Raw genomic sequence first — 22,702 nt, forward strand, 5'->3', positions numbered from 1 at the left:
GCTTCACCATTCAAGAAAGAAAACAGATGACACGACGTTTCAAGATCGCCGCCATCGCGGGCGACGGCATCGGCAAGGAAGTCCTGCCGGAAGGCCTGAAGGTATTGGCGGCCGCGGCCGAGCGCTTCGGCCTGCAGCTCGAGTTCACGCATTTCCCGTGGGCCAGCTGCGACTGGTACATCCAGCACGGCGAGATGATGCCGCCGGACTGGAAAGCGCAATTGTCCGGCATGGACGCCATCTATTTCGGCGCCGTCGGCTGGCCCGCGCTGGTGCCCGACCATATCTCGCTGTGGGGCTCGCTGCTCAAGTTCCGCCGCGAATTCGACCAGTACATCAACCTGCGCCCGGTACGCCTGTTCGAAGGCGTGCCGTGCCCGCTGGCCGGCCGCAAGCCGGGCGACATCGACTTTTTCGTCGTGCGCGAAAACACGGAAGGCGAGTACACGAACCTGGGCGGCGTGATGTTCCCGGACACCGAGCGCGAGATGGTGATCCAGGAATCCGTGTTCACGCGTTACGGCACCGACCGCGTGCTGCAGTATGCGTTCGAGCTCGCGAACGCGCGCCGGCGCAAGCATGTGACGGTGGCGACCAAGTCGAACGGCATCGCCATCAGCATGCCGTGGTGGGACGGCCGCGCGGACGCCATCCACGCCGAGTACCCGGACGTCACCGTCGACAAGCAGCACATCGACATCCTGACGGCCCGCTTCGTGTTGCAGCCCGACCGGTTCGACGTCGTCGTGGCGTCGAACCTGTTCGGCGACATCCTGTCCGACCTCGGCCCCGCGTGCACGGGCACGATCGGCCTGGCGCCGTCTGGCAACCTGAACCCGGACCGCACGTTCCCGTCGCTGTTCGAACCCGTGCACGGCTCTGCGCCGGACATCGCCGGCAAGGGCATCGCCAACCCCATCGCGATGATCTGGTCGGGCGCGATGATGCTGTCGTTCCTCGCCGCCGGCCCCGATCCGGATCCGCGCTGCGGCGAGGCGCACGATGCGATCGTGGCCGCGATCGAAGACGTGCTGAAGAACGGACCGCGCACGGGCGACCTGGGCGGCACGGCGACGACGGTCGAGGTGGGCGACGCCATCGCGGCGCGCGTGCGCGGCTGATCATGCTTTAAACGGGCACGGCCGCCCCGATATACGAAACATGGCGCGCCGTTCCCGCATTCCCGACTTCGATTTTCCTGCCCAGCCCGCCGCGGCGGACAGCCCGTGTCCGCTGTGCGGCCGGCCGCTCGGCACGGTCAACATCGACCGGCATCACCTGATCCCGAAGTCGCTGAAGGGCAGGGAGCAGTTCCCTATCCACAAGATTTGTCATCGCAAGATCCATGCGACGTTTTCCGAGCGCGAGTTGCTGCGTACCTATCACACGTGGGATGTGCTCAAGGAGCACGGCGATATTCGGGCGTTCATCGAGTGGGTGATGAAGAAACCGCCGGCGTTTTATGCGCGGACGTTCACGTCGAATACCAAGAAGAGCCGCTGAGCAAAGTCTTCTATTATCAGGATGACATCGATTGTGTCGCACGATTGAATCGGACCTCTCCCCCGTCGTGCTTGGTGTTACAATCAGTTCTTACTTTTTTGCAATTCTGGTTCCTTTTTCAATGCCGCTATCCCCGCAGTTGCAATGAACCAAGAAGACGCCAACGCCTGCTCGGTTCTCCTGATCGACGACGAACCCTTTGCCGAGGACATCATCTCCCACGGCATGAAGGGATGCGCCTCGTATGCGCTGCGCTATGCCCGCGACCCCGGCATGGCGGTCGAGCTGGCCAAGGAAATCGGCGCGACGGTCGTGCTCGTCGACCTGCGCATGCCCGAGATCGACGGCTTCGAAGTCACGCGCCGCCTGCGCGCGGACAAGGACACCGAGCACATTCCCGTCATCCTGCTGTCGTCCGAAGAAGATCCCGAGATCAAGGCGAAAGCGTTCGCGCTCGGCGCCAACGACTACCTCGTCAAGTGGCCCGATCCGCGCGAACTCGTCGCGCGCGTGCGCTACCACAGCGATGCGTGCATCGCGCGGCGCCAGCGCGATGCGGCGTTCGTGTCGCTGCGTCTCAGCCAGGAGCAGCTGGCCGCCAGCCAGTCGGCGCTGTACCAGGCGCAGAAGATGGAGGCGATCGGCCAGCTGACGGGCGGCGTCGCGCACGATTTCAACAATGTGCTGCAGATCATCGGCGGCAATTTGCAGCTGCTGAAGCTGGTGGGCAACCTGAACGATGCCGGCAAGGCGCGCGTCGACATGGCGCTGGCCGGCGTGGGGCGCGGGGCCAGGCTGTCGTCGCACCTGCTCGCCTTTGCCCGCCGCCAGCCGCTGCAGGCCGTCGTGATCAATCCTGGCCATTTGCTGCGCGAGATGGACGACATGATGCGCCGCGTGCTCGGTCCACGCGCGCGCGTCGTGACCGACATTTCGGCAAGCCTGGGCAGCACGCTCGTCGATCCGAACCAGCTCAACAACGTGCTGCTGAACCTTGCGATCAATGCGCGCGATGCGATGGCGGGCGGCGGCACGCTGACGATCCGCGCGGCCAATGCCGGGCCCGACGGCGTGTTGCCGACCGAAGTGCCGCGCGGCCATTATGTGCTGATCGAAGTGGCGGACACGGGCAAGGGCATGGCACCCGAAGTGCTGGAGCGCGCGTTCGAGCCGTTCTTCACGACCAAGCCGACGGGACAGGGAACGGGCCTGGGCCTGTCGATGGCGTACGGGTTCGTCAAGCAGTCCGGCGGCGAGATCGTGCTGAGGAGCGAGCCGGGCAAGGGCACCAGCGTACGCATCTACCTGCCGCGCAGCGAGGCCGAGCCGCAGCACGCGGAACAGGCGCCGACGGCGCCGCTTCTGGGTGGCATCGAGACGATCCTCGTCGTCGAGGACGAGGAAGACGTGCGCAGCACGACCTGCGGCATCCTGTCCGCGCTCGGCTACAAGGTGCTGGAGGCGCCGGATGCGGCGAAGGCCGTGGAGATCGTGGAGCGCGGCCAGCATATCGACCTCGTGTTCACGGACGTGATCATGCCGGGCCCGGTGAGCAGCCTGCAACTGGGCGAGGTGGTGCGTGCGCGCCTGCCGCAGGCGCAGATTCTATACACGTCGGGCTATGCGGAGGGCGTGCTGGCGCACGAAGGGAAGCTGGAGGCGTCCGTCAACCTGTTGCAGAAGCCTTACCACCCGGACGCGCTCAGCGCGCGCATCCGGCATTTGCTACGCCGTAGGGCGGACACCCCTGTGCCCGCGCGTAACGATGCGTGACGCGAACATTCGCGTGGGCACGGATCGTTACTTGTTGGGCTTGACGTAGCGCTGCGACCCCGGCGGCGGTTCGTTCAGCACGGCCCAGAAAATGCCCAGGTCCGCGATCGCGCGCACGAATTCCGTGAAATCCACCGGCTTGACGACGTAGGCATTCACGCCCAGCTCGTAGCTGCGCACGAGGTCCTGTTCTTCCTTCGACGACGTCAGCATCACCACCGGCAGGGGCTTGAGCCCGTCCGTGCTGCGGACTTCGCGCAGGACTTCCAATCCATCCACTTTCGGCAGCTTCAGGTCGAGCAGGACGACGGCTGGATTGCCGGCCGCGCGCGACGCGTATTCGCCGCGGCGGTGCAGGTAGTCCAGCGCTTCGGCGCCGTCGCGCACGATGATGACCTGGTTGGCGAGCTGGCTCTTGGACAGCGCGATCAGCGTGAGTTCGAGATCGTTCGGGTTGTCTTCGACCAGCAGGATGGGTTTGAGCATGGATGTCTTCGTAAACTTTCAATGAGATGAGTCTGGCTTGGGCAGCGCGAACGAGAACGTCGCGCCTTCGCCCTGCACGGAGTCGGCCCAGACGCGGCCGTTGTGGCGCTCGACGATGCGGCGCACGTTCGCCAGGCCGATGCCCGTCCCCTGGAAATCTTCCATCCGGTGCAGGCGCTGGAACACGCCGAACAGCTTGTGCACGTATTCCATGTTGAAGCCGGCGCCGTTGTCCGCCACGTGGAAGACCGTCTCGTGCGGATGGTCTTCGGCAGAGATGCGGATCACGGCCGGATCGCGCTGGCCCGTGAACTTGACGGCATTGGCCAGCAGGTTGAACAGGGCCAGATGCAGGAACGTCGGGTCGGCCCAGGCTTCCGGCAGCGTGCCGATGTTCCACTCGATGTTGCGGCCGCGCGTTTCCAGCGCCAGCTTGTCGCGGCAGGAGGCGACGAGGTCGTGCATGTCGACCGTCGTCGGGCGCAGCGAGGCGCGGCCCATCTGCGAGAAGGACAGCAGGTCGTCGACGAGCTTGCCGGCCAGGCGCGCGGCTTCCTTGATGTTCTTGAGGAAGCGCTGGCGCTGCTGGGCGTCCTCGTCGCCGGCCGATTCGAGCAGCAGGTCGGCAAAGCCGACGATGTGGCGCAGCGGCGCGCGCAGGTCGTGCGACACGGAGTACGAGAACGCTTCCAGTTCCTTGTTCGCGCGGCCCAGTTCCTCGGCCAGTTCGGCCATCTGCTCCGCGCGTTCGAGCGCGATGCCGAGGAGGGCGGTGCGGAATTCCAGCGCCATCTCGATCTCGCCCTGGTGCCACGGCTGGCTCGTGCCGACGATCGTCTCGCGCCACGCTTTGAAGCTCGTGCGCGGCGACAGCTGCGTGGGCGGGGCGCCGGACCCGGCGCCCCGCGTGGGCACTTTCCCGTGCGGATTGCCCGCCCACTCGATCGTGTGTACCCACTCGGGACGGAACCACAGCAGGTAGTGCTTGTGGATGCGCGAGATCGGCATCGCGAGCAGGCCGCTGGCGTTGCGCGCGATGCGCGCCGCCGGCGGATACTGCGCGGACAGTTTATCGCTGTGGAACACGTCGCCGTGGTCGTGCAGCGTGAGCCAGTCGACGAGGGCGCGGATGTCGTCTTCCTCCGGCGTGTCGCCGTACGTGAGGACGCGGTCGTCGACCATGATCGCCACGCCCGACGCGCGCGCGAAGCGCAGCAGGTCCGGGAACACATTGGCCAGGTTCTCGACGAAGTCGCTGCCCTGCGTGAGGCCGGCCAGCATCGACACCATCGTGCGCCGCACTTCGAGGCGGAACTGCAGGTCGGCCGCGTCCTCGCGCGATTCGATGCACAGCGCGAGGATCTGGCCCAGCTGCTCGCACGCCGTGCGCTTTTCGAAGGTGACCGGGGTCGGTTCTTCGTTATGGCACGAGACCAGGCCCCACAGCTTGCCCTTGACCATCAGCGACACGGACATCGACGCCAGCGTGTTCATGTTGCGCATGTATTGCAGGTGCACGGGCGACACGCTGCGCAGCGCCGCGAACGACAAATCGTTCGGCCGGCCCGTGACGGGGTTCAGCGCCGGCACGAGCGGGGCGGGCACGTAGGTCGCGTCCTGGATCAGGCGGATGCGCGACAGCCTGTACAGCTCGCGCGCCTGCGCCGGGATGTCGGACGCGGGAAAGTGCTGCCCCATGTACGAGCGACAGCGTTCGTCGCGCGCTTCCGCCATCACGTGGCCGTGGCCGTCCGCGTCGAACCGGTAGACGAGCACACGCCCGAAACCCGTCACGGAGCGGATGTGCTGGCACGCCAGGCTCGCCAGCGCTTCGATGCCCGTCGCGTCGTTCACCTTCAGCAGGAAGTCGCCGATCAGCGGGTACAAGTGGCGGAAATCCGCCGCTTCCGCGCGGTCGACGGCTTCGAATTCGGCGATGGTCACGCCATCCCATTTGTGGGCCAGCACGTCGAAGTGGTGGCCGTTGGCCGTCGTGATCGTGCCTGCGTAGTACGGGCGCGGGCCCAGGTCGGCCGCCAGCTCGGGCGCGATACGCTGCGCCGCCGCGGCGCCGATCACGGCCGCCAGCGGCTGCCCGACGGCGTCCCCCGCCGCGACGCCGGTCCAGTCGCCCAGGTTGGCGCTGGCCTGCAGCACGGCCAGGTCGGGCGCGAGCGTCAGCAGGAAACCGTGCGGCTGGATGCTGCCGGGCGTGCGGATCGGTTCCTCGTCGCAGGTCGACAGGTCGAGGACGGTGGCGGCCTGGGTCATGGGTGGTCAACGGCGTCGGAAACGTCGGGTTGCAAGTGCAGCATTTTACATTGAAAAGTTGGGCGTCCGTCCGGCGTTCATACAACGATACCTCATCGATTCGCGCGAATCCGGCGAATTGCGCGGGTGTGTTGATGGCCTTGTCGCCGTAGAAATGGGAAATTCGACGACAGCCGTCATTACCTGGGAGGTAATCGCCGCGCCGCACGCCGCCGGGCACACTGGCTCCAACGTCAACCACCGAAGGAGACCATCATGACCCTGCAGCGACACACCCGCGCCTACACCGCCGCCCCGAACACCATCATCGCCGGCGACGTCAACCTGTACTACCGCGACTGGGGCCGCGGCCGGCCCGTGCTGTTCGTGGCCGGCTGGTCGATGTGCTCCGATTCCTGGGGCTACCAGATGATGGCGTTGTGCCGGCAGGGCCTGCGCTGCATCGCCTTCGACCGGCGCGGCCACGGCCGCTCGTCCGACCCGGGCGGCGGCTACGACCTCGACACGCTGGCCGACGACATCGCGGCCGTCATCGAAGCCCTCGACCTGCGCGACGTCGTGCTGGTCGGGCATTCGATGGGCTGCAACGAGATCGTCCGCTACCTCACGCGCCACGGCAGCGCGCGGGTGACGCAGGTCGCGCTGCTCGGGCCGATGACGCCGGGCATCACATTGTCCGCATCGAATCCGCACGGGGTCGACCCCGCGCTGCTGCAACAGTTCCGCAGCACGCAGCTGCTGCACGACTTCCCGCGCTGGATCGAGGAGAACGTCGAGCCGTTCGTGCCCGGCGCCGGCCCGCGCATGCGCGACTGGCTCGCGCAGATGGCCCTGCAATGCTCGCTCCAGGCGCTGCACGATTGCCACCTCTGTGTGGAGGCGTCAAGCATGGAGGCGGAACTGGAAGCCGTCGACGTGCCCGTGCTCGTGATCGCCGGTGCACTCGACGTCTCCGCGCCGCTGGAGCTGACCGCGCGCCGCACCGCCGCCCTCGTGCCGGACTGCCGCCTCGTCGTCCACGAAGACGCCGCGCACGGCATGTTCCTCACGCACGTGGAGCAGGTCAATGGCGAGTTGCTTGAGTTCATCCGTGCGGAGGTCTAAATTGACGCTTTTACATCAACAGGGGATCACGATGCAGGATGGACACGCGGACGCGCGCGGCGACGGCTACTTCAGCGACTTCGGCTCGGCGCTGCGCTACTGGCGCACGCGGCGCGGCTACAGCCAGCTGCGTCTTGCCGTGGATGGCGGCGTCTCGCAGCGGCACCTGAGTTTCCTGGAGAGCGGACGGGCGCAGCCGAGCCGCGACCTGGTCCTGAAACTCGGCATCGTGCTCGACGTGCCATTGCGCCAGAGAAACGCGATGCTGCTCGCCGCCGGTTTCGCGCCCGCCTACCAGGAGCGCAACCTGTCCGATCCGGAACTGTTGTCCGTGATGCAGGCGCTCGACTTCATGCTGCGCCAGCAGGCGCCGTTTCCGGCCCTCGTCGTGGACCGGCTGTGGAATCTCGTGATGTTCAACGAGCCCGCCGCCGGCTTCATGAAGTGGCTGCTGGGCCTGCCGCCGGACGCGGCCATCCCGCGCGACGGCTCCATCAACGTGCTGCGCCTGATGCTCGACCCGAACGGGCTGCGGCCGCGCCTCGTCAACTGGGAGGCCGTGTGCGCGGACAGCCTGTTGTGGATCCAGCGGGAAGCGATGGCGGACGGGCCGGGCAGCGAGGCGACGGCGCTGCTGGCCGAACTGTCCGCGTTGCCCGGGATGGCGGGACTGTCCGACGGCCACGTGCCGAACCTCGACCGGCGCGCGCTGCCGTTCCTGCCGCTGACGATCGCCCACGAGGGTGTGGAACTGAACCTGTTCACGACGATCACGACGCTCGGCACGCCGCACGACGTCACTGTGCACGAGTTGCGGCTGGAATCGTTTTTTCCGGCCGACGGTACGACGGCGGCATGGTTCCGCGAAAATTTTGCGGTGTAATAACACTCATCAATTCCGGTGATTTTTGGTGAAGATGCATCGTCAATGCAAGTTTTCTTGCCCAATAAAATCCTAAAATTGACAATGTGAAATTCGTTAATCGCAACGCGCGCAAGGCTTTTTCCTGCGGTGTATGATGACCCGGTTTTGACCCTATTCCGAGCGCATTCAGCCGTAGTAAATGAACGACCTGACCCCCACGCAATCCTGGCCCGACGAGCGACGCTACCAGTACCTGATCTCCGGGATCAGCGACTACGCCATCTACATGCTCGATCCGAACGGTTACGTCAGCAGCTGGAATGCCGGCGCCAACCGGTTCAAGGGCTATGTCGCGCAAGAGATCCTGGGCGAGCACTTCTCGCGCTTCTACACGCCGGAGGACCGCGAAGCGGGGAAGCCCGCGCGGGCGCTGGCGCTCGCGCTGGCGGAGGGCAAGTACGAAGCCGAGGGCTGGCGCGTGCGCAAGGACGGCTCGCGGTTCTGGGCCCACGTGGTGATCGATCCGATCTACAACGAGGAGGGCGTCCTGCTCGGCTTCGCGAAGGTGACGCGCGACGTCACCGAGCGCAAGCGCGCCGAGGATGCGCTGCGGGAAAGCGAGCAGCGCTTCCGCCTGCTCGTAAACGGTGTCACCGACTATGCGCTGTTCATGCTGTCGCCGGAAGGCACCGTCACCAACTGGAACCCAGGCGCCGAGCGCATCAAGGGTTATCGCCAGGAAGAGATCGTCGGCAGCCATTTCTCGCGCTTCTATACGCCGGAGGACCAGGCCGAGGGCATCCCGAAGCGCGCGCTGGACACGGCCGCCGCGGTGGGCCGCTACGAGTCCGAGGGCTGGCGCGTGCGCAAGGACGGCTCGCGGTTCTGGGCCCATGCCGTGCTCGACGCCGTCCGCGGCGACGACGGCGAACTGCTCGGCTTCGCCAAGATCACGCGCGACCTGACGGAAAAGAAGAAGGCCGACGAGGCGCTGGAAAAGGCCAGCATCGCGTTGTACCAGGCGCAGAAGATGGAATCCATCGGCCAGCTCACGGGCGGCGTCGCGCACGATTTCAACAACCTGTTGTCGGTGCTGTCCAGCGGCATCGAGGTGCTGAACCTGCAGCGGGGCGAGGGCGATGCGCGCACGCTGGAATCGATGCGGCGCGCGATCGACCGCGGCGCGCGCCTGACGCAGCAACTGCTCGCGTTCGCGCGCCAGCAACCGTTGCAGGCGGAAACGCGCAACCTCAATGCCGTCATTCGCGGCTTCGAGACCGTGCTGCGCCGCGCGGGCAATCCGTCCATCGATTTCGTGATCGACCTCGACCGCAAGGCCCACAATGCGCTGATCGACAGCGCCCGCTTCGAATCGGCGCTGCTGAATCTCGTCGTCAACGCGCGCGACGCGATGCCGGAGGGCGGCCGCCTCGTCATCGCGACGGGCAATATCGTGGCGGACGGCCAGCATCCGGCCGGCCTCGCGCCGGGCGAATACGTGCGCGTGACCGTCAGCGACACGGGCACCGGCATGCCGCCGGACGTCGTGGCGCGCGCCTTCGAACCCTTCTTCACGACGAAGGAAGTGGGCAAGGGCACCGGCCTGGGCCTGTCGCAGGTCTACGGCTTCATCAAGCAGTCGGGCGGCGAGGTTGCCATCGACAGCATGCCGGGCGAAGGCACGACGATCGCGATCTACCTGCCGGCCGTCGTCAATCCCGCCGAGGAGGCCCAGGCCGAGCACACGGAGCGCGTCCTCATCGTCGAGGACGAGCCGGACCTGATGGACGTGGCCGCGTCGCTGTTCACGAGCATGGGCTACGAGGTCGTCACGGCCGCCAGCGGGCAGGAAGCGATCGACGTGATGGAACAGCGCGACATCGACATCCTGTTCACCGACGTCGTGATGCCGAACGGCATGAATGGCATCGAGCTGGCCAGCTACACGCGCGAGCATTATCCGGCCACCAAGATCATGCTCGCGTCCGGCTATCCGCTGCCGGCCCTCAAGCAGCGGCATGGCGTCGACCTCAACGAGTTCGCGTTCGTCAACAAGCCGTATCGGCTGTCGGACCTGGCGCGGACCTTGCGGTCGGCCATGTAAGGTCTACAACCCGAAGATGATGTCGCTGATCCGCTCGTAGACCGGGTCGGCCGACGGCCCGTTGTTCGGCCAGTTCAGGATGTCGAAATGGTCGTAGCCGCGGTAATTGCCGAGGAAATTCCACGTCCCCCTGACGGCCTTGCCGTCGTAGTCGCGCACCGGATGCCCGCTCGGCGCGCGCATGCTCACCGTGTTGACGACGCCATCGTTCGGAAACCAGGCGCTGTCGATGCGCACGCGGCCCGGCGCGTTCTGCGTGTACGACCCCATGCCCGGCTGGGCCAGCGAGCCGACGATCCATTCGCCGGCGAACAGCTTGAAGTACGGGATCATGTCCGCGCGCGGATACTGGAACTGGACGTTCTGTACGGGCGCGAGCACGCGGTCCGTGCCGTTGCAGCACCAGGCGCCGGCTTCGGTCGCCAGCGTCCCCACCGAAAAATAATAGACCGACGGCGACGTCAGCGCCCAGCGGTTGAATTCGCGCGCGCCGTCCGGCGCCAGTTCCCAGTGGGCCAGTTCGTTGTCGAGGATGTCGCGCAATGGACTGCGCAGGTTCGGCAGCACGTCCACTACGGCATCGCGCAACGTGGTGCCGTCGTGTGGCGCGGAGATCGTCACGACGCTCCTGATCCAGCCGACCTTGCCGCCTTGATAAAGTTCGCCGCCGCCCTCGTCGCCGTCGGGCGAGCCGTGTTCCAGCAACTGGACCAGGGCGCGGATCGTCGTGCCGCCCTGGCTGTGGCCGATCATGTGGACCGGGTGCGCGGCATCCCATTGCGGGTAGAACGCGAGCGGGTAGTTTTCCGGATTGTTGGCGGGGTCCGCGGCCCAGCATTTGCCGGCCGGCTTCTGCGCCTGGCCGGGATAGCCGTAGCGCGCCACGTGGTGGGCGCCATAGTCGACGCAGCCCCCCTTGATCTGGGCATACAGCTCGGCGGCGCGGTCCCAGTTCGACGCGATTGCGCCCACCTGGGCCGTGAAGACGGTATGCGGGCCGTGGTAGACGGTCAGGTGCGCGGCGATGTTGCCGTAGCCGCCCCAGTACAGGAAGCTGCCGAGCGGATGCGATTCCGGCCCGAAGCCGAGGACGCCGTGCACGAGCACGACGGGATCGTTGTTGGTGGCGCGCGCGGGCGTGCCCAGCAAGGCGGCAAGCGCCAGCAGCGCGCAGGCGCAGGACTTCGTCAGTCGCAACATGTGACTCTCCATTGGACGTGGCGAGCCCATTGTCGGTTTGATATGCGGCACGGAGTTTGCGCTGCCTCGACCGGGACGGCGAATGGCGTGTTGCAGTGCAACAGAATGGCGCAGGTGTCGTTTGCGCGCTGCGTAGGTGGGCGCCCTGCGCCCACGCGGGCGTATGCGGCTCGTTGACGTTACGCGTGGGCGCGGGGGGGCCCCGCACCCAGCGATCAGTTCGCCGCCGTCATGCCCGCCGCATTGCCCACCGCGCCATCGCCCGGCGTGGCCGGGGCCGGCGTATTGGATGCCGTGACGGCAGCCTTCTCGGCCAGGTCCGGGTTCCACACGACGTGCTCGTCCACCGAATACAGGCGGCACGGCTTGTCGCTCTTGGCCGAGCAGGTGGCCAGGGCGCGGGCTTCCGGATCCTCGCCTTCCTCGGCCCAGCACCAGGCGCCGCTGGGCGACACGGCGAACGCGCGCGGCGTCATCTTGGTCAGGTATTCGCGGTAGGCGCGCTTGCCGTTCTCGGACAGGAACGGCACGGCCTCGACGTCTTCGATAACGGCGAAGTTCGTCGCCTGCGGCTGTGGCGGTTCCGGCACCTTGTACACGACCCTGGTCGGCATGCCGATCTGCTGCAGGAAGTGCATCGTGTCGGCCAGCCATACCTTTTGTCCGTCGCGGCTGGCCAGCATTCCATGCGAATCTCGCTTGAACGGGGCGTACTCGACGAGCTGGGCGCGGCCGCCGGCCTGTTCGAACGCGTCGTGCATGCGCGCCACGAGTTCCGGCGAGAACAGCGAATCGTTCTGGCCGTACATCCACAGGCTCGGCAGCTTGTTCTGCGACCCGTACTCGGCGAAGGCCGACACGAGGGCCGAGCGCCAGCCGCAGCCGTTGCTGTCGTCGCGCAGGCCGCCCGCGAAGTTGATCAGGCCGCGCACGCCCGGCAGGTCCTCGGTGCCGAGCGCCATCGTCGCGAGGCCGCCGTACGACTGGCCGGCGACGACGATATGGTCCGCGTCGACCCACTTCTGCGCACGCGCGTATTCGAGGGTGTCCTTGATGTCCTCGGCCTGGGTGTAGCCGTTGGCCGTCATGTCGCAGCCATGGTCGCGGTAATAGCCCGTCGAGTTGGCGAAGCCCTGGCGCATCGGCACCATCACGGCATAGCCGCGTTCCACGAAGGCGTGGGCCATGTGGTAGAAGCGGTCGCGCGGCTGCAGGTTCGGGTGACCCGGATCCTTGCCGTGGTTGACGATGATGAGCGGGAAGGGCCCTGGGCCGTTCGGCTGGAACACGGTCGTTTCCAGGCGGGCCTGATGGTCCTGGCCGGCCGGGATCAGGACGATGTGCTCGTTGATCCGATAGTCGAGCTGAAGCTCTTGTTCGATGGCGAGACCCGGCAGCAGGGCCAGGGCGGCGATGAAGGCGGACGTCAGTTTGCGAACGGAAGGGCGGACTTTAAGCATGGAAGACTCTGGAGCGACACCGGGTTTGCACTTTTCCCCGAGAACTGATTGCCTCGCGGAATGAATTGATTCTAAGCACGGTGATTTCTCAGAGCAATGTCCAATTAACCAAATCTCGAACTAAATCTTCACGTGTGGCCACATTTGCCATAACAGGCAGATAATCTGGATGGCCAACGATTGGGATACCCATGTTTAACTGACATGACTACCGACGACCCCGACGACCGTTTCCTGCAAGCGCTGCAAGGCAGCGCGCGCGCCTGGCGCCTCGCGCTCGAACGCCACCTGAAGGCGAACGGGCTGACGATGGCCGGCTGGAACGCGCTGACGGCCGTGGCCGACAGCCCCGAACCGCCGTCGCAGCGGGAACTGGCGCGCCGGCTCGGCGTGGACGGCGCCACGCTCGTGACGACCCTCGACCGTCTCGTCGCGGGCGGCCTCGTGCGGCGCGGTTCGGAGCCGGGCGACCGCCGCGTCAAGCGCATCGCGCTCACGCCGCAGGGCGAGGCGGTGGCGCGCCGCGTCCACGCGGAAGCGGATGCGCTGCGGCGCCTGACGGTCGCGCGGCTGGATGCCGGCGCCATGGCGGCGGCGGCGGCCGTGCTGGAAGACCTGCGGCGGCTGCTGGAGAACCCATGAGCGACGCCGACTACGCGCCGCGCCAGTGGCATCCCGACGAGCGCCCCACGCTGCCGGGCGGACCATCGTTTCCGAAGCACTCGACGCCGCGCCGCGTCGCCTATTTCCTGATCGGCACGCTCGTGACCATCACGGGCGGCCTCGGCAACGCGCTCGTCACCGTCAACCTCGTCAACCTGCAGGGCACGCTGGGCGTCTTCGCGGCCGAAGTCAACTGGCTGCCGACGGCCTACGTCATGACCAATGTGTCGATGAACCTGTTGCTGGTGAAATTCCGCCAGCAATTCGGCCTGCGCGCATTCACCGAGTTCTTCCTCGTGCTGTATGCCCTGATCACGTTCGCGCACCTGTTCGTCAACGACCTGGGCTCCGCGATCGCCGTGCGCGCGGCCCACGGCATGGCGGGCGCGGCGCTGTCGACGCTGGGCCTGTACTACAGCCTGCAGGCTTTCAAAAAGGAGTGGCGGCCGCGCGGGATCGTGATCTCGACCGGCATCGCGCAGCTGGCCCAGCCGATCGCCTACATCTTTTCCAGGAGCCTGCTGCAGATCGCGGAATGGCGCGGACTGTATCTGTTCGAGCTCGGGCTCACGCTGGTCACCCTGGCCGCCGTGCTGTGGCTGAAGCTGCCGCCGGGCGACCGCTTCAGGGCGTTCCGGCCGGCGGATTTCCTCACGTTCTCGCTGTTCGCGCCCGGCATGGCGCTGCTGTGCGCGGCGCTCACGTTCGGCCGCGTGCTGTGGTGGACGGAGAATGCATGGGTGGGCATCGCGCTGGCCGTGTCCATCGTGCTGCTGCTGGCCGCGATCTGCGTCGAGCACAACCGCGACAACCCCCTGCTGAATATCCGCTGGCTGACCAACGGCATGATCCTGCGCCTGTCCATCGCGCTGATGCTCGTGCGCGTCGTGCTGTCGGAGCAGAGCGTGGGCGCCGTCGGCTTCCTGCGCCTCGTGGGCCTGAACAACGACGAGATGCAGACGCTGTTCATCGTCATCCTGCTCGCGACCATCCTCGGCATCGTCGTTTCGGTGCTGGTCACCCGGCCGCCGCACCTGATGGCGCCGCAGGTGGTGGCGCTGTTGATCATGGCGCTGGGCGCATGGATCGATTCGAACGCGACCAACGCCACGCGCCCCGCCCAGATGTACGTGAGCCAGGGCCTGCTGGCGTTCGGCGGCGTGATGTTCCTCGGGCCATTGCTGCTTACGCTGCTCGGGTCCGTGATCGCCAATCCCGCGAACCTGATCAGCTTTTCCGTGCTGTTCGGCCTGACGCAGAACCTGGGCGGACTGATCGGCTCGTCGCTGCTGGGCACGTTCCAGGTGATGCGCGAAAAATACCACTCGTCCGTGCTGGCCGAGCAGCTGAGTTCGCTCGATCCGCTCGTCGCCGCGCGCATCCAGCAGTACGGGGCGGCGTACGCGCGCCAGCTCGCGGACCCGTCCGCGCGCACGCGCCAGGGCATCTCCGTGCTGACGCAGACGGCCGCGCGGGAAGCCAACATCCTCGCCTACAACGACGTGTTCCTCCTGATTTCCATCATCGCCACCCTGTTGGCCGCGTGGATCTTCGGCCGCTCGCTGTGGCTGAAATACGTAGCGCCGCCACCGCCGGCGCCGGTGCCGGTGCCGGCGCCGCCCGAGCCGACCGATTCGCCGATCGCCGTCCCGTCCGGCGACCGCCGCACGGCGCCGCGGCCGCCCCAGCCGACGCCGGCCGTCCCAACCTGAACCGAGCCCCGACCATGCCGGAAACGACGCCAACCCAACAAACATCGAACCGCCACGTCATCGCGAGCGGCCTGCTGTTCGCCTTCATCGCGCTGATCGGCGTCCTGATCGTGCTGTATGCCTGGAACCTGCCGCCGTTCCACAGCGCGCTGCAGACGACGGAGAACGCGCTCGTGCGGGGGCAGGTGACGATCATCAGTCCGCAACTGTCCGGCTACATCGTCGAAGTGGACGTGCAGGATTACCAGGTGGTCCACCAGGGCCAGCTGCTGATGCGCATCGACGACCGCATCTACCAGCAGAGACTGGACCAGGCCAAGGCCCAGCTGGCGACCACGCGCGCCGCGCTGGCGAACTTCGCGCAAAGCCGCGGCACGGCCAGCGCCACCATCCAGCAGAACCAGGCCGCCGTCGCCAACGCGGCCGCCCAGGCGCAGCGCGCGAATGCCGACCTGAAACGCGTGGAAGAACTGGCGGCCGACGGTTCGCTGTCCGCGCGCGAACGCGACGCCGCCCGCGCCACCCGCGCGCAGACCGTCGCCGCCGCCGAGCAGGCGCGCGCGGCCCTCGAGATCTCGCGCCAGAACCTGCGCACCGTGGAGGTCAACCGCGCGTCGCTGGAAGCGGCGGTCGCGAACGCGGAGGCGGCCGTGCGGCTGGCCGAGATCGACCTGTCGAATACCCGCATCGTCGCGCCGCGCGACGGCCAGCTGGGGCAGGTCAGCGTGCGCCTCGGCGCGTTCGTCAACGCCGGCGCGCAGCTGACGGCGCTCGTGCCGCAGGCGATGTGGGTCGTCGCCAACATGAAGGAGACGCAGATGGCCGACGTCCGGCTGGGCCAGCCCGTTACGTTCACCGTCGACGCGCTGAATCACGCGAAGCTGCGCGGCCACGTCGAGCAGATCGCGCCGGCCACGGGGTCCGAGTTTTCCGTGATCGTGCCGGACAATGCGACGGGTAACTTCGTCAAGATCGCCCAGCGGATTCCGGTCCGCATCAGCATCGACCCGAACCAGGAACTGGCCACGCGGCTGCGGCCCGGGATGTCGGTGGTGGCCAGCATCGACACGAAGGCCGGTAGGGTGGGCGCCCCTGCGCCCACGCGTACGCCCGGGTCCACGGGGAACGCTCGATGAAGCGGGTGCTCATGCTCGCCACCTGCGCGGCGCTGCTGGCCGGCTGCCGCATCCCCGTGCCGCCGCCGCCGCAGGCGACCTTGAGCGTGCCGCCCGCGTGGCGGGGCCAGGTCGGGCCGGGCGCGCCCGTCGAACGGGACTGGTGGCATGCGTTCGCCGATCCCGCGCTGGACCGCCTCGTCGCGCAGGCGCTGGAGCGCAACAACGACGTGCGCACGGCACAGGCGCGGCTGCAGGAATACCGGGCGCGCGTCCAGGTGGCGCGCGCGGCCGAGCAGCCTGCCTTGTCCGTTGGGTTCACGCCCACGCGGGCGCGCGTGATCGGGCCGTTCGGCACGCCGATCGATACGACGTCGCTGCAGGGCGCGTTCCAGGCCGCCTATGAGCTCGATCCGTTCGGACGCACGGCCAACCTGACGGAAGCGTCGCGGCTGGACTACGCCGCGCAACAGGCGGCGGCGGACGCGACGGCGCTGTCGGTGGCGGCGAACACGGCGTCCGGTTATTTGAATCTGCGCGGCCTCGACGCCCAGCTGGACCTCGCCCGCGCCACCCTGGCATCGCGCCAGCGCTCGCTGGACCTGGCGCGGCGCCAGTTCGAGGTCGGCTACAGCTCGCGCCTGGAATTGTCGCAGGCCGAGGCGGAATACCGTGCGACGGCCGCCGTCGTGCCGCAGCTGGAGCGGGCGATCGCGCAGCAGGAAAACGCGCTCGACATCCTCGCCGGCGCCAATCCCGGCCCCGTCGGACGCGGTACCGAACTGACGCGCCTCAACGCGCCCGCGATCCAGCCGGGGCTGCCGTCCGAACTGCTGCGCCGGCGTCCCGACATCGCGGCGGCCGAACGCGCGCTCGCCGCGGCCGACGCGAGCCTCGCGGCCGCGCGCGACCAGATGCTGCCTTCTCTGCGCCTGACGGCGTCGCTGGGTGCGTACGCGAACGATTTGCCGACGTTGCTGTCGTCCCCGACAAGGTTGTGGAGCGTGGGCGGCAGCGTGCTGGCGCCGCTGTTCGACGCGGGCCGGCTGCGCGCCCAGGCCGAGATCAGCGCCTCGCTGCGCGACCGCGCCGTGTTCGCGTACGAAGCCGCAGTACGCAATGCGTTCGCCGACACGGAGAACGCGCTGACGGCCGTGCGGCGCCTGCGCGAGCAGCTGGACGAGGCCGAGGCGCGCCGGGTGGCCACAAGCGAGGTGCTGAGGATCGCCCACAACCGCTACCGCAACGGCTATTCGTCGTACCTGGAAGAGCTGGACGCCCAGCGCAACGCCTTCGCCGCGGAGAACGCCGCGTTGCAGCTGCGCGCCGCCTGGCTGCAGGCCCACGTCGACCTGTACCGCGCGCTGGGCGGCGGCTGGCATCAATAACGACCATGGAGGAGCGCACATGATCAAGATCGGAATCATCGTCGGGAGCACCCGGCCGGGCCGCAAGGCGCTGGACGTGGCGCGCTGGGTGCTGGACATCGCGGGCATGCGCGCGGACGCCGTGTTCGAGCTGGTCGACATCCAGGATTTCAACCTGCCGCTGCTGGACGAGCCGGTGCCGCCGGCGCTGGGACAGTACACGCAGCCGCACACGCAGGCCTGGGCCGCCGCCATCGCCGGCTTCGACGGCTACGTGTTCGTCACGCCCGAGTACAACCACGGCACGTCCGGCGCGCTGAAGAACGCCATCGATTTCCTGTACAAGGAGTGGAACAACAAGGCCGCGGGCTTCGTCGGCTACGGCAGCGCGGGCGGCGCGCGCGCCATCGAGAGCCTGCGCCTCGTGATGGGCGAGCTGATGGTGGCCGACGTGCGCGCGCAGGTGATGCTGTCGCTGCGCACCGACTTCGAGAATGGCACGACCTTCAATCCGGCCGGGCACCACGAGCAGTCCGTGGATGCCATGCTGGACCAGGTGGTGGCGTGGAGCCGGGCGCTCAGGACCGTGCGGCCGGATGCGCCCGTCACCTCGGACGATGCGCCGCATACCGGCCAGCGCATGGGCAGCCAGTGACGGCCTGGCGGCGGCGTTACAATCGCCGTCCATGACCGCTTCATCCTCTTCCACAAGGCGCGCAACGTGCGCCGCCTGCCTGCGCGCGCAGAGCGCCTGCATCTGCCACTGGGTGCGGCCGCTGTCCAGCCGTGTCGACTTGCTGATCCTGCAACATCCGCTCGAGGTGCGCAACGCCAAGAACAGTGCGCGGCTGCTGCATCTGTGCTTGCCCGGCAGCCGCCTCGAAGTGGGCGAGACGTTCGCTGATCTGCAGGCGCTGCTGCACGCGGATGGGCGGGTGCCCGTGCTGCTGTATCCCGAAACGCCCGGCTTCGTGCCGCCCGTGCTCGCACCGGCGCCGCCCGAACGGCTGCGGCTCGTCGTGCTGGACGCCACCTGGCGCAAGAGCCGCAAGATGCTCCATGTAAATCCCGAACTGCAAAAGCTGCCCCGGTTGGCGCTGCACGACGTGCCCGCGTCGGCTTATCGGATCCGCAAGGCGCATGCGCCGCACCAGTTGTCGACACTGGAAGCGGCCGCGCTGGCACTTGGCCAAATGGAAAGCGACGCCGACGCGTACCGGTCTCTACTGCAAGCGTTTGACGGTTTTGTGCAACAACAAGCTGCTCTTTTTTTGTGCTTGAACCCATCCTGACATCGGCGTACTATACTGTATAAACATACAGTACTTAAGGAGCGCCGTGTGAATCGGGTCAACAAAGCAAACGCAAGTCGGGCGGTCAGCCAGGTGGTGTTGCCGTTCCCGCAAAAGTCCGCCGAGGTCGTGCCCATCCACGGGCCAATCAAAGGTCGTGGCGCCGTTACCAATCTTCAAGGCCGCTACGAAGTGAACGGCCGCGAGCGGTTCGACGACGGCTGGACCGTGCCTGGCGTAAAGGACGAGGCACCGGCGCCCCTCAAGACGACCGTCACTGACGAGATCGCCAAATCGATCCTCAGCCGCAACACGTCGCCGGATATCCCGTTCAGCGTGTCGCTGAACCCGTACCGGGGCTGCGAGCACGGCTGCATCTACTGCTTCGCGCGGCCGACGCACGCCTACCTGGGCCTGTCGCCGGGCCTGGATTTCGAGAGTCGCCTTTACGCGAAGGTGAACGCGGCCGACCTGCTGCGGCGCGAGCTGGCACGGCCGGGCTACGTCCCGGAAAACATTGCCATCGGCGTCAACACCGACGCGTACCAGCCTTGCGAACGCGAGCGCCGCCTCACGCGCGAGGTGCTCGAAGTGCTGGGCGAATGCAACCACCCGTATGGCCTGATCACGAAGTCGTCGCTGATCGAACGCGACATCGACCTGATCGCGCCGATGGCCGAGAAGGGCCTGGCCTGCGCCGCGATCACCCTGACGACGCTGGACGGCGAAATCTCGCGCACGCTCGAGCCCCGTGCGGCCGCGCCCGCCCGCCGCCTGCGCGCGATCCGGACGCTGACGGAAGCCGGCATCCCCGTCAGCGTGAGCGTCGCGCCGATCATCCCGTTCATCACGGAACCGGAAATCGAGCGCATCCTGGAAGCCGCGAAGGACGCCGGCGCCGTCGGCGCGCACTACACGGTGCTGCGCATGCCGTGGGAAGTGAACCCGCTGTTCCAGCAATGGCTGCACGCCCACTTCCCCGACCGCGCCCAGCGCGTGATGAACCGCATCCGCGACATGCGCGGCGGCAAGGACTACGACAGCGACTTCAGCAAACGCATGACGGGCGAGGGCATCTGGGCCGACCTGATTCGCCAGCGCTTCACGAAGGCCATCAAGCGCCTGGGCCTGGATGGCTATATGGGGCGCTTCCACAAGCTGGACGGCTCGCAGTTCAAGCGGCCGCCCGTGGTGCCGAAGACGATCGTCAAGCCTACCAGCGCGGCGGCGGCGCAGTTGGATCTGTTTTAAAGGGCCGGAATCAACGACAGCACGTGCGCCGCGACGGCGCGCCCGTGCAGGTTGAGTCGGTTGCGCGCAAGGCATTCATGGACGGCCCCGGCCTTGCGGGCAACGCCGAGGCTCGGCACGTTGCCGTCGGCGACGACGATTTCGACGCGCGACTGGCCCAGGTGCTCGAACGCATGACGCGACAGTGCCCGGATGGCCGCCAGCGCCGCGCCCTCGCCCTGGGCCGAGGTACGCACCCAGTAGCCGAGGTTGCAGAAGCCGTGCAGGCGATTGAACTGGTTGAGGCCGGCCGCGCCGACGTAGTGCCGGCCGTCCGGCCGGAAAATGCCGAACTCGTGCGCGCTGCCATCGGCACGCGCGGCATCGCAGAACGCGATCCAGGCCAGCGCATCGGCATCGTCGTAAGCGGCATGGGCCCAGGGCATCCACGGTCCGAGGCTCGCCATCGATTCGCGGACGGCCGCCGCCATCGCCGGCGCGTCGTCCGGGACGAGGGGGCGCAGCAGGAAACCGTCGGCGTGGATGGGCTGTGTCATGTCAGCATGATAACCGGTCGGTTGTAGGGATGCGGGGTCTCGGCTACGATTGCGTTCCTTATAGCGGTGGATCGGCAGGCGGGATATGGTGGAGCAGGGCAGCACGGTGCAGCGCATCGTCTTCGTGGGCGCGGAATCGACGGGCAAGTCGACGTTGTCCGAGCACCTGGCACGTGCCTACGACACGGTCGCGGTGCCCGAGATCGGCCGCTTCATCTGGGAAGAAAAACAGGGCAAGCTGGGTCCGGACGACTACGTCGAGATCGCCGTCAGGCACCGCGCCGCCGAGGATGCGGCGATGGCGCAGGCGCGGCGCTGGCTGTTCGTCGACACGAATGCGCTGACGACACTGCTGCTGGGCATCGAGTTCCGACAGGTCGGCGACCCGCCGCCGGCCGAGCTGCTGCGCTGCGCCGACGAATGCCGCGCGCGCTATGCCCACACGTTCGTCTGCGCGGACGACATCCCGTACGAGGAACAGGACGTGCGCGAGAACGAGGCGTGGCGCGGGCGCATCCAGCGACTCGTGCTCAAGGATCTCGACGCCCGCCGCATCCCGTACACGGTTGTGCAAGGCAGCGTGGAAGAACGGGCGCGCCAGGTGCGCCGCGTGCTCGACCAAGCCGCTTAAACGATCGTGCCCGGCAACTCGATGCCGTGCAGGCGCCGGAACAGCTTCAGCGCGAAGCCGTCCGTCATCCCGGAAATATAGTCGGTCGCCCCGAGCAGGCGCGCGTACGGCGTCGTGCCGCGGCTGAATTGCTGCGGGATGATTTGCGCGATCTTGCGGTCGGCCGCCGACCGGACCGCTTCCGGCTTGACGAGCGCCGGCACGATCTTGCCCAGCAGCCCGCCGAGGATCTCGAAACCGGCCGCCTCGATCTGCAGCACGGATGGCGTCGCATAGATCCGCTCGCGCGACAGCGTCGCGATCGCCTTCAGTTCGGGCGCGAAGCGCGATGCCCCGGCGAGGTCTTGCTCGAAGCGGCCGTCCATGATCGCGTCGTAATGCTCGCGGAAGACCTCCAGCGCGGCGCCGATGAGATGGCCGATGGCGCGGGCGCGCAGGTATTCCACCCGGCCCGTGTCGTCGGCCAGTTGCCGGTAGGACGGGCTCGCGGCCGCGCCGTCCGGGAAGGCGAGGGGCCACAGCAGCTGGCGCGCCTCGTCGAAGGACACGCGGCCCAGCCGGTGACCATCCTCCAGGTCGACGATGCCGTAGCAGATGTCGTCCGCCGCTTCCATCACGAAGGCGAGCGGATGGCGCGTCCAGGCGCCCGGGCCCTTGCGCACGAGGCCGACCCGGGTGGCGACCCGTTCGGCCGTTGCCGCGTCGTCCGCGAAGTAGCCGAATTTCTTTTCGCTGATCCTGTCCCTGGCCGACGGCACGTCGGAGGCGCGCGGGTATTTCATGAACGCGGCGAGCACGGCACAGGTGAGCTGGAAGCCGCCGTGGTCGACGGCATTTTGCAGACGCGTGACGAGGCGGAAGCCCTGGGCATTGCCCTCGAAGCGCAGGAAATCCTGGCGTTCGCGCTCGTTGAGGTCGGTCAGCCAGCGTTCCTTGTGCTCGGCGAACCATGACTGGATCGCAGCTTCGCCCGAATGGCCGAATGGCGGGTTGCCGATGTCGTGGGCGAGGCAGGCGGCCGCCACGATGCTGCCGAAGTCCTGCGGCGCCATCGACAACGCCGGCTCGCGCTCCTTGATGAATTCGCCGCACAGCATGCCCAGCGAACGGCCCACCGACGACACTTCGATGCTGTGCGTGAGGCGCGTGCGCACGTAATCGCTGTCCGATAGCGGGAACACCTGCGTCTTGTCCTGCAGGCGCCGGAACGCGCTCGAATACACGAGCCGGTCCCAGTCGCGCATGTATTCGGTACGGCTGCCGCCGTCGCCCCGGTCATCCTCGCGGCCCAGGCGCATCGTCGACACCAGGCGGTCCCATTCCATCGGCATCTTGTCTCCAGAAATTGTTCGATGGTGCAGTGTAGCGC

At 67.3% G+C, this 22,702-nt stretch carries 20 protein-coding genes; 14 read left to right on the top strand and 6 right to left on the bottom strand.

The window, feature by feature from the left end; all coding sequences use genetic code 11:
• Positions 1-26 precede the first annotated feature (26 nt).
• The 3 genes from ACEN98_RS10740 to ACEN98_RS10750 all read left to right on the top strand — a co-directional run bounded on the left by ACEN98_RS10740 (position 27) and on the right by ACEN98_RS10750 (position 3,276).
• Positions 27-1,121: a tartrate dehydrogenase gene (locus ACEN98_RS10740; protein WP_413384154.1), complete on the top strand. Its 1,095-nt coding sequence runs from the start codon at positions 27-29 to the stop codon at positions 1,119-1,121.
• Between the two features lie 40 nt (positions 1,122-1,161).
• Positions 1,162-1,503: an HNH endonuclease gene (locus ACEN98_RS10745; protein WP_413384155.1), complete on the top strand. Its 342-nt coding sequence runs from the start codon at positions 1,162-1,164 to the stop codon at positions 1,501-1,503.
• A 144-nt stretch (positions 1,504-1,647) separates the two neighbouring features.
• Complete coding sequence (locus ACEN98_RS10750; RefSeq protein ID WP_413384156.1) at positions 1,648-3,276, top strand: response regulator; 1,629 nt, start codon at positions 1,648-1,650, stop codon at positions 3,274-3,276.
• Between the two features lie 27 nt (positions 3,277-3,303).
• Here the strand turns inward: ACEN98_RS10750 and ACEN98_RS10755 are convergent, their stop codons facing one another.
• Together ACEN98_RS10755 and ACEN98_RS10760 are read right to left on the bottom strand one after the other, a co-directional pair.
• On the bottom strand, positions 3,304-3,762 hold the full coding sequence (locus tag ACEN98_RS10755) for a response regulator (RefSeq protein ID WP_413384158.1): 459 nt from the start codon (positions 3,760-3,762) through the stop codon (positions 3,304-3,306).
• Positions 3,763-3,780: 18 nt separating this feature from the next.
• Positions 3,781-6,033, bottom strand: coding sequence for an ATP-binding protein (locus ACEN98_RS10760; protein WP_413384159.1), 2,253 nt, complete (start codon positions 6,031-6,033; stop codon positions 3,781-3,783).
• A gap of 255 nt (positions 6,034-6,288) precedes the next feature.
• Between ACEN98_RS10760 and ACEN98_RS10765 the strand changes: the two genes are divergently transcribed.
• The 3 genes from ACEN98_RS10765 to ACEN98_RS10775 all read left to right on the top strand — a co-directional run bounded on the left by ACEN98_RS10765 (position 6,289) and on the right by ACEN98_RS10775 (position 10,106).
• Positions 6,289-7,137, top strand: coding sequence for an alpha/beta fold hydrolase (locus ACEN98_RS10765; RefSeq protein ID WP_413384161.1), 849 nt, complete (start codon positions 6,289-6,291; stop codon positions 7,135-7,137).
• A gap of 31 nt (positions 7,138-7,168) precedes the next feature.
• Positions 7,169-8,020 carry a helix-turn-helix domain-containing protein gene (locus tag ACEN98_RS10770; RefSeq protein ID WP_413342544.1) on the top strand — a complete coding sequence of 284 codons (852 nt, stop codon included), beginning with the start codon at positions 7,169-7,171 and terminating at the stop codon, positions 8,018-8,020.
• Positions 8,021-8,201: 181 nt separating this feature from the next.
• Positions 8,202-10,106 carry a PAS domain S-box protein gene (locus ACEN98_RS10775; RefSeq protein ID WP_413384163.1) on the top strand — a complete coding sequence of 635 codons (1,905 nt, stop codon included), beginning with the start codon at positions 8,202-8,204 and terminating at the stop codon, positions 10,104-10,106.
• Between the two features lie 3 nt (positions 10,107-10,109).
• On the opposite strand, the gene ACEN98_RS10780 is transcribed toward ACEN98_RS10775, so the two are convergent.
• Positions 10,110-11,306: an esterase/lipase family protein gene (locus tag ACEN98_RS10780; protein WP_413384165.1), complete on the bottom strand. Its 1,197-nt coding sequence runs from the start codon at positions 11,304-11,306 to the stop codon at positions 10,110-10,112.
• A 215-nt stretch (positions 11,307-11,521) separates the two neighbouring features.
• The gene (locus tag ACEN98_RS10785) at positions 11,522-12,766 is read right to left on the bottom strand and encodes a dienelactone hydrolase family protein (protein ID WP_413384167.1); all 1,245 of its coding nucleotides are present in this window, start codon (positions 12,764-12,766) and stop codon (positions 11,522-11,524) included.
• A gap of 204 nt (positions 12,767-12,970) precedes the next feature.
• Between ACEN98_RS10785 and ACEN98_RS10790 the strand changes: the two genes are divergently transcribed.
• The 7 genes from ACEN98_RS10790 (at position 12,971) to ACEN98_RS10820 (ending at position 20,166) form a co-directional block, all read left to right on the top strand.
• Positions 12,971-13,408: a MarR family winged helix-turn-helix transcriptional regulator gene (locus ACEN98_RS10790; protein WP_413384169.1), complete on the top strand. Its 438-nt coding sequence runs from the start codon at positions 12,971-12,973 to the stop codon at positions 13,406-13,408.
• Positions 13,405-15,141, top strand: a complete 1,737-nt coding sequence (locus ACEN98_RS10795; protein ID WP_413384171.1) for an MFS transporter — start codon at positions 13,405-13,407, stop codon at positions 15,139-15,141. Before ACEN98_RS10790 ends, ACEN98_RS10795 begins: the two co-directional genes overlap by 4 nt.
• A gap of 14 nt (positions 15,142-15,155) precedes the next feature.
• The gene (locus ACEN98_RS10800; protein WP_413384173.1) at positions 15,156-16,277 is read left to right on the top strand and encodes an HlyD family secretion protein; all 1,122 of its coding nucleotides are present in this window, start codon (positions 15,156-15,158) and stop codon (positions 16,275-16,277) included.
• On the top strand, positions 16,274-17,644 hold the full coding sequence (locus ACEN98_RS10805) for an efflux transporter outer membrane subunit (RefSeq protein ID WP_413384175.1): 1,371 nt from the start codon (positions 16,274-16,276) through the stop codon (positions 17,642-17,644). The genes ACEN98_RS10800 and ACEN98_RS10805 overlap by 4 nt, the downstream gene beginning before the upstream one ends.
• 19 nt (positions 17,645-17,663) lie before the next feature.
• Positions 17,664-18,278, top strand: a complete 615-nt coding sequence (locus tag ACEN98_RS10810) for an NADPH-dependent FMN reductase (protein WP_413384177.1) — start codon at positions 17,664-17,666, stop codon at positions 18,276-18,278.
• A gap of 31 nt (positions 18,279-18,309) precedes the next feature.
• A complete protein-coding gene (locus ACEN98_RS10815) occupies positions 18,310-18,915 on the top strand; it encodes a tRNA-uridine aminocarboxypropyltransferase (protein WP_413384179.1) in 606 nt (201 codons plus the stop codon).
• Positions 18,916-19,014: 99 nt separating this feature from the next.
• Positions 19,015-20,166 (top strand): PA0069 family radical SAM protein, encoded by a 1,152-nt coding sequence (locus ACEN98_RS10820; RefSeq protein WP_413385975.1) that lies wholly within the window; start codon positions 19,015-19,017, stop codon positions 20,164-20,166.
• Here the strand turns inward: ACEN98_RS10820 and ACEN98_RS10825 are convergent.
• On the bottom strand, positions 20,163-20,702 hold the full coding sequence (locus tag ACEN98_RS10825) for a GNAT family N-acetyltransferase (RefSeq protein ID WP_413384181.1): 540 nt from the start codon (positions 20,700-20,702) through the stop codon (positions 20,163-20,165). The two genes, ACEN98_RS10820 and ACEN98_RS10825, sit on opposite strands and share 4 nt — an antisense overlap.
• Positions 20,703-20,787: 85 nt before the next feature.
• Here ACEN98_RS10825 and ACEN98_RS10830 point away from each other — a divergent pair, with 85 nt between their 5' ends.
• Positions 20,788-21,333: an AAA family ATPase gene (locus ACEN98_RS10830; protein ID WP_413384183.1), complete on the top strand. Its 546-nt coding sequence runs from the start codon at positions 20,788-20,790 to the stop codon at positions 21,331-21,333.
• On the opposite strand, the gene ACEN98_RS10835 is transcribed toward ACEN98_RS10830, so the two are convergent.
• On the bottom strand, positions 21,330-22,664 hold the full coding sequence (locus ACEN98_RS10835; protein WP_413384185.1) for a deoxyguanosinetriphosphate triphosphohydrolase: 1,335 nt from the start codon (positions 22,662-22,664) through the stop codon (positions 21,330-21,332). The two genes, ACEN98_RS10830 and ACEN98_RS10835, sit on opposite strands and share 4 nt — an antisense overlap.
• Positions 22,665-22,702: the final 38 nt, after the last annotated feature.

Source organism: Massilia sp. CT11-137 (genome assembly GCF_047302885.1).
GTDB classification, from domain to species: Bacteria; Pseudomonadota; Gammaproteobacteria; order Burkholderiales; family Burkholderiaceae_D; genus Telluria; species Telluria orientalis.

Excerpts from the sequence above, each read along its gene's own strand:
- ACEN98_RS10745 (WP_413384155.1), top strand. The coding sequence starts at position 1,162 with ATGGCGCGCCGTTCCCGCATTCCCGACTTCGATTTTCCTGCCCAGCCC.
- ACEN98_RS10755 (WP_413384158.1), bottom strand. The coding sequence starts at position 3,762 with ATGCTCAAACCCATCCTGCTGGTCGAAGACAACCCGAACGATCTCGAA.
- ACEN98_RS10775 (WP_413384163.1), top strand. The coding sequence starts at position 8,202 with ATGAACGACCTGACCCCCACGCAATCCTGGCCCGACGAGCGACGCTAC.
- ACEN98_RS10835 (WP_413384185.1), bottom strand. The coding sequence starts at position 22,664 with ATGCCGATGGAATGGGACCGCCTGGTGTCGACGATGCGCCTGGGCCGC.
- ACEN98_RS10805 (WP_413384175.1), top strand. The coding sequence starts at position 16,274 with ATGAAGCGGGTGCTCATGCTCGCCACCTGCGCGGCGCTGCTGGCCGGC.
- ACEN98_RS10810 (WP_413384177.1), top strand. The coding sequence starts at position 17,664 with ATGATCAAGATCGGAATCATCGTCGGGAGCACCCGGCCGGGCCGCAAG.
- ACEN98_RS10765 (WP_413384161.1), top strand. The coding sequence starts at position 6,289 with ATGACCCTGCAGCGACACACCCGCGCCTACACCGCCGCCCCGAACACC.
- ACEN98_RS10830 (WP_413384183.1), top strand. The coding sequence starts at position 20,788 with ATGGTGGAGCAGGGCAGCACGGTGCAGCGCATCGTCTTCGTGGGCGCG.
- ACEN98_RS10800 (WP_413384173.1), top strand. The coding sequence starts at position 15,156 with ATGCCGGAAACGACGCCAACCCAACAAACATCGAACCGCCACGTCATC.
- ACEN98_RS10790 (WP_413384169.1), top strand. The coding sequence starts at position 12,971 with ATGACTACCGACGACCCCGACGACCGTTTCCTGCAAGCGCTGCAAGGC.
- ACEN98_RS10795 (WP_413384171.1), top strand. The coding sequence starts at position 13,405 with ATGAGCGACGCCGACTACGCGCCGCGCCAGTGGCATCCCGACGAGCGC.
- ACEN98_RS10760 (WP_413384159.1), bottom strand. The coding sequence starts at position 6,033 with ATGACCCAGGCCGCCACCGTCCTCGACCTGTCGACCTGCGACGAGGAA.
- ACEN98_RS10770 (WP_413342544.1), top strand. The coding sequence starts at position 7,169 with ATGCAGGATGGACACGCGGACGCGCGCGGCGACGGCTACTTCAGCGAC.
- ACEN98_RS10750 (WP_413384156.1), top strand. The coding sequence starts at position 1,648 with ATGAACCAAGAAGACGCCAACGCCTGCTCGGTTCTCCTGATCGACGAC.
- ACEN98_RS10785 (WP_413384167.1), bottom strand. The coding sequence starts at position 12,766 with ATGCTTAAAGTCCGCCCTTCCGTTCGCAAACTGACGTCCGCCTTCATC.
- ACEN98_RS10825 (WP_413384181.1), bottom strand. The coding sequence starts at position 20,702 with ATGACACAGCCCATCCACGCCGACGGTTTCCTGCTGCGCCCCCTCGTC.
- ACEN98_RS10740 (WP_413384154.1), top strand. The coding sequence starts at position 27 with ATGACACGACGTTTCAAGATCGCCGCCATCGCGGGCGACGGCATCGGC.
- ACEN98_RS10815 (WP_413384179.1), top strand. The coding sequence starts at position 18,310 with ATGACCGCTTCATCCTCTTCCACAAGGCGCGCAACGTGCGCCGCCTGC.
- ACEN98_RS10780 (WP_413384165.1), bottom strand. The coding sequence starts at position 11,306 with ATGTTGCGACTGACGAAGTCCTGCGCCTGCGCGCTGCTGGCGCTTGCC.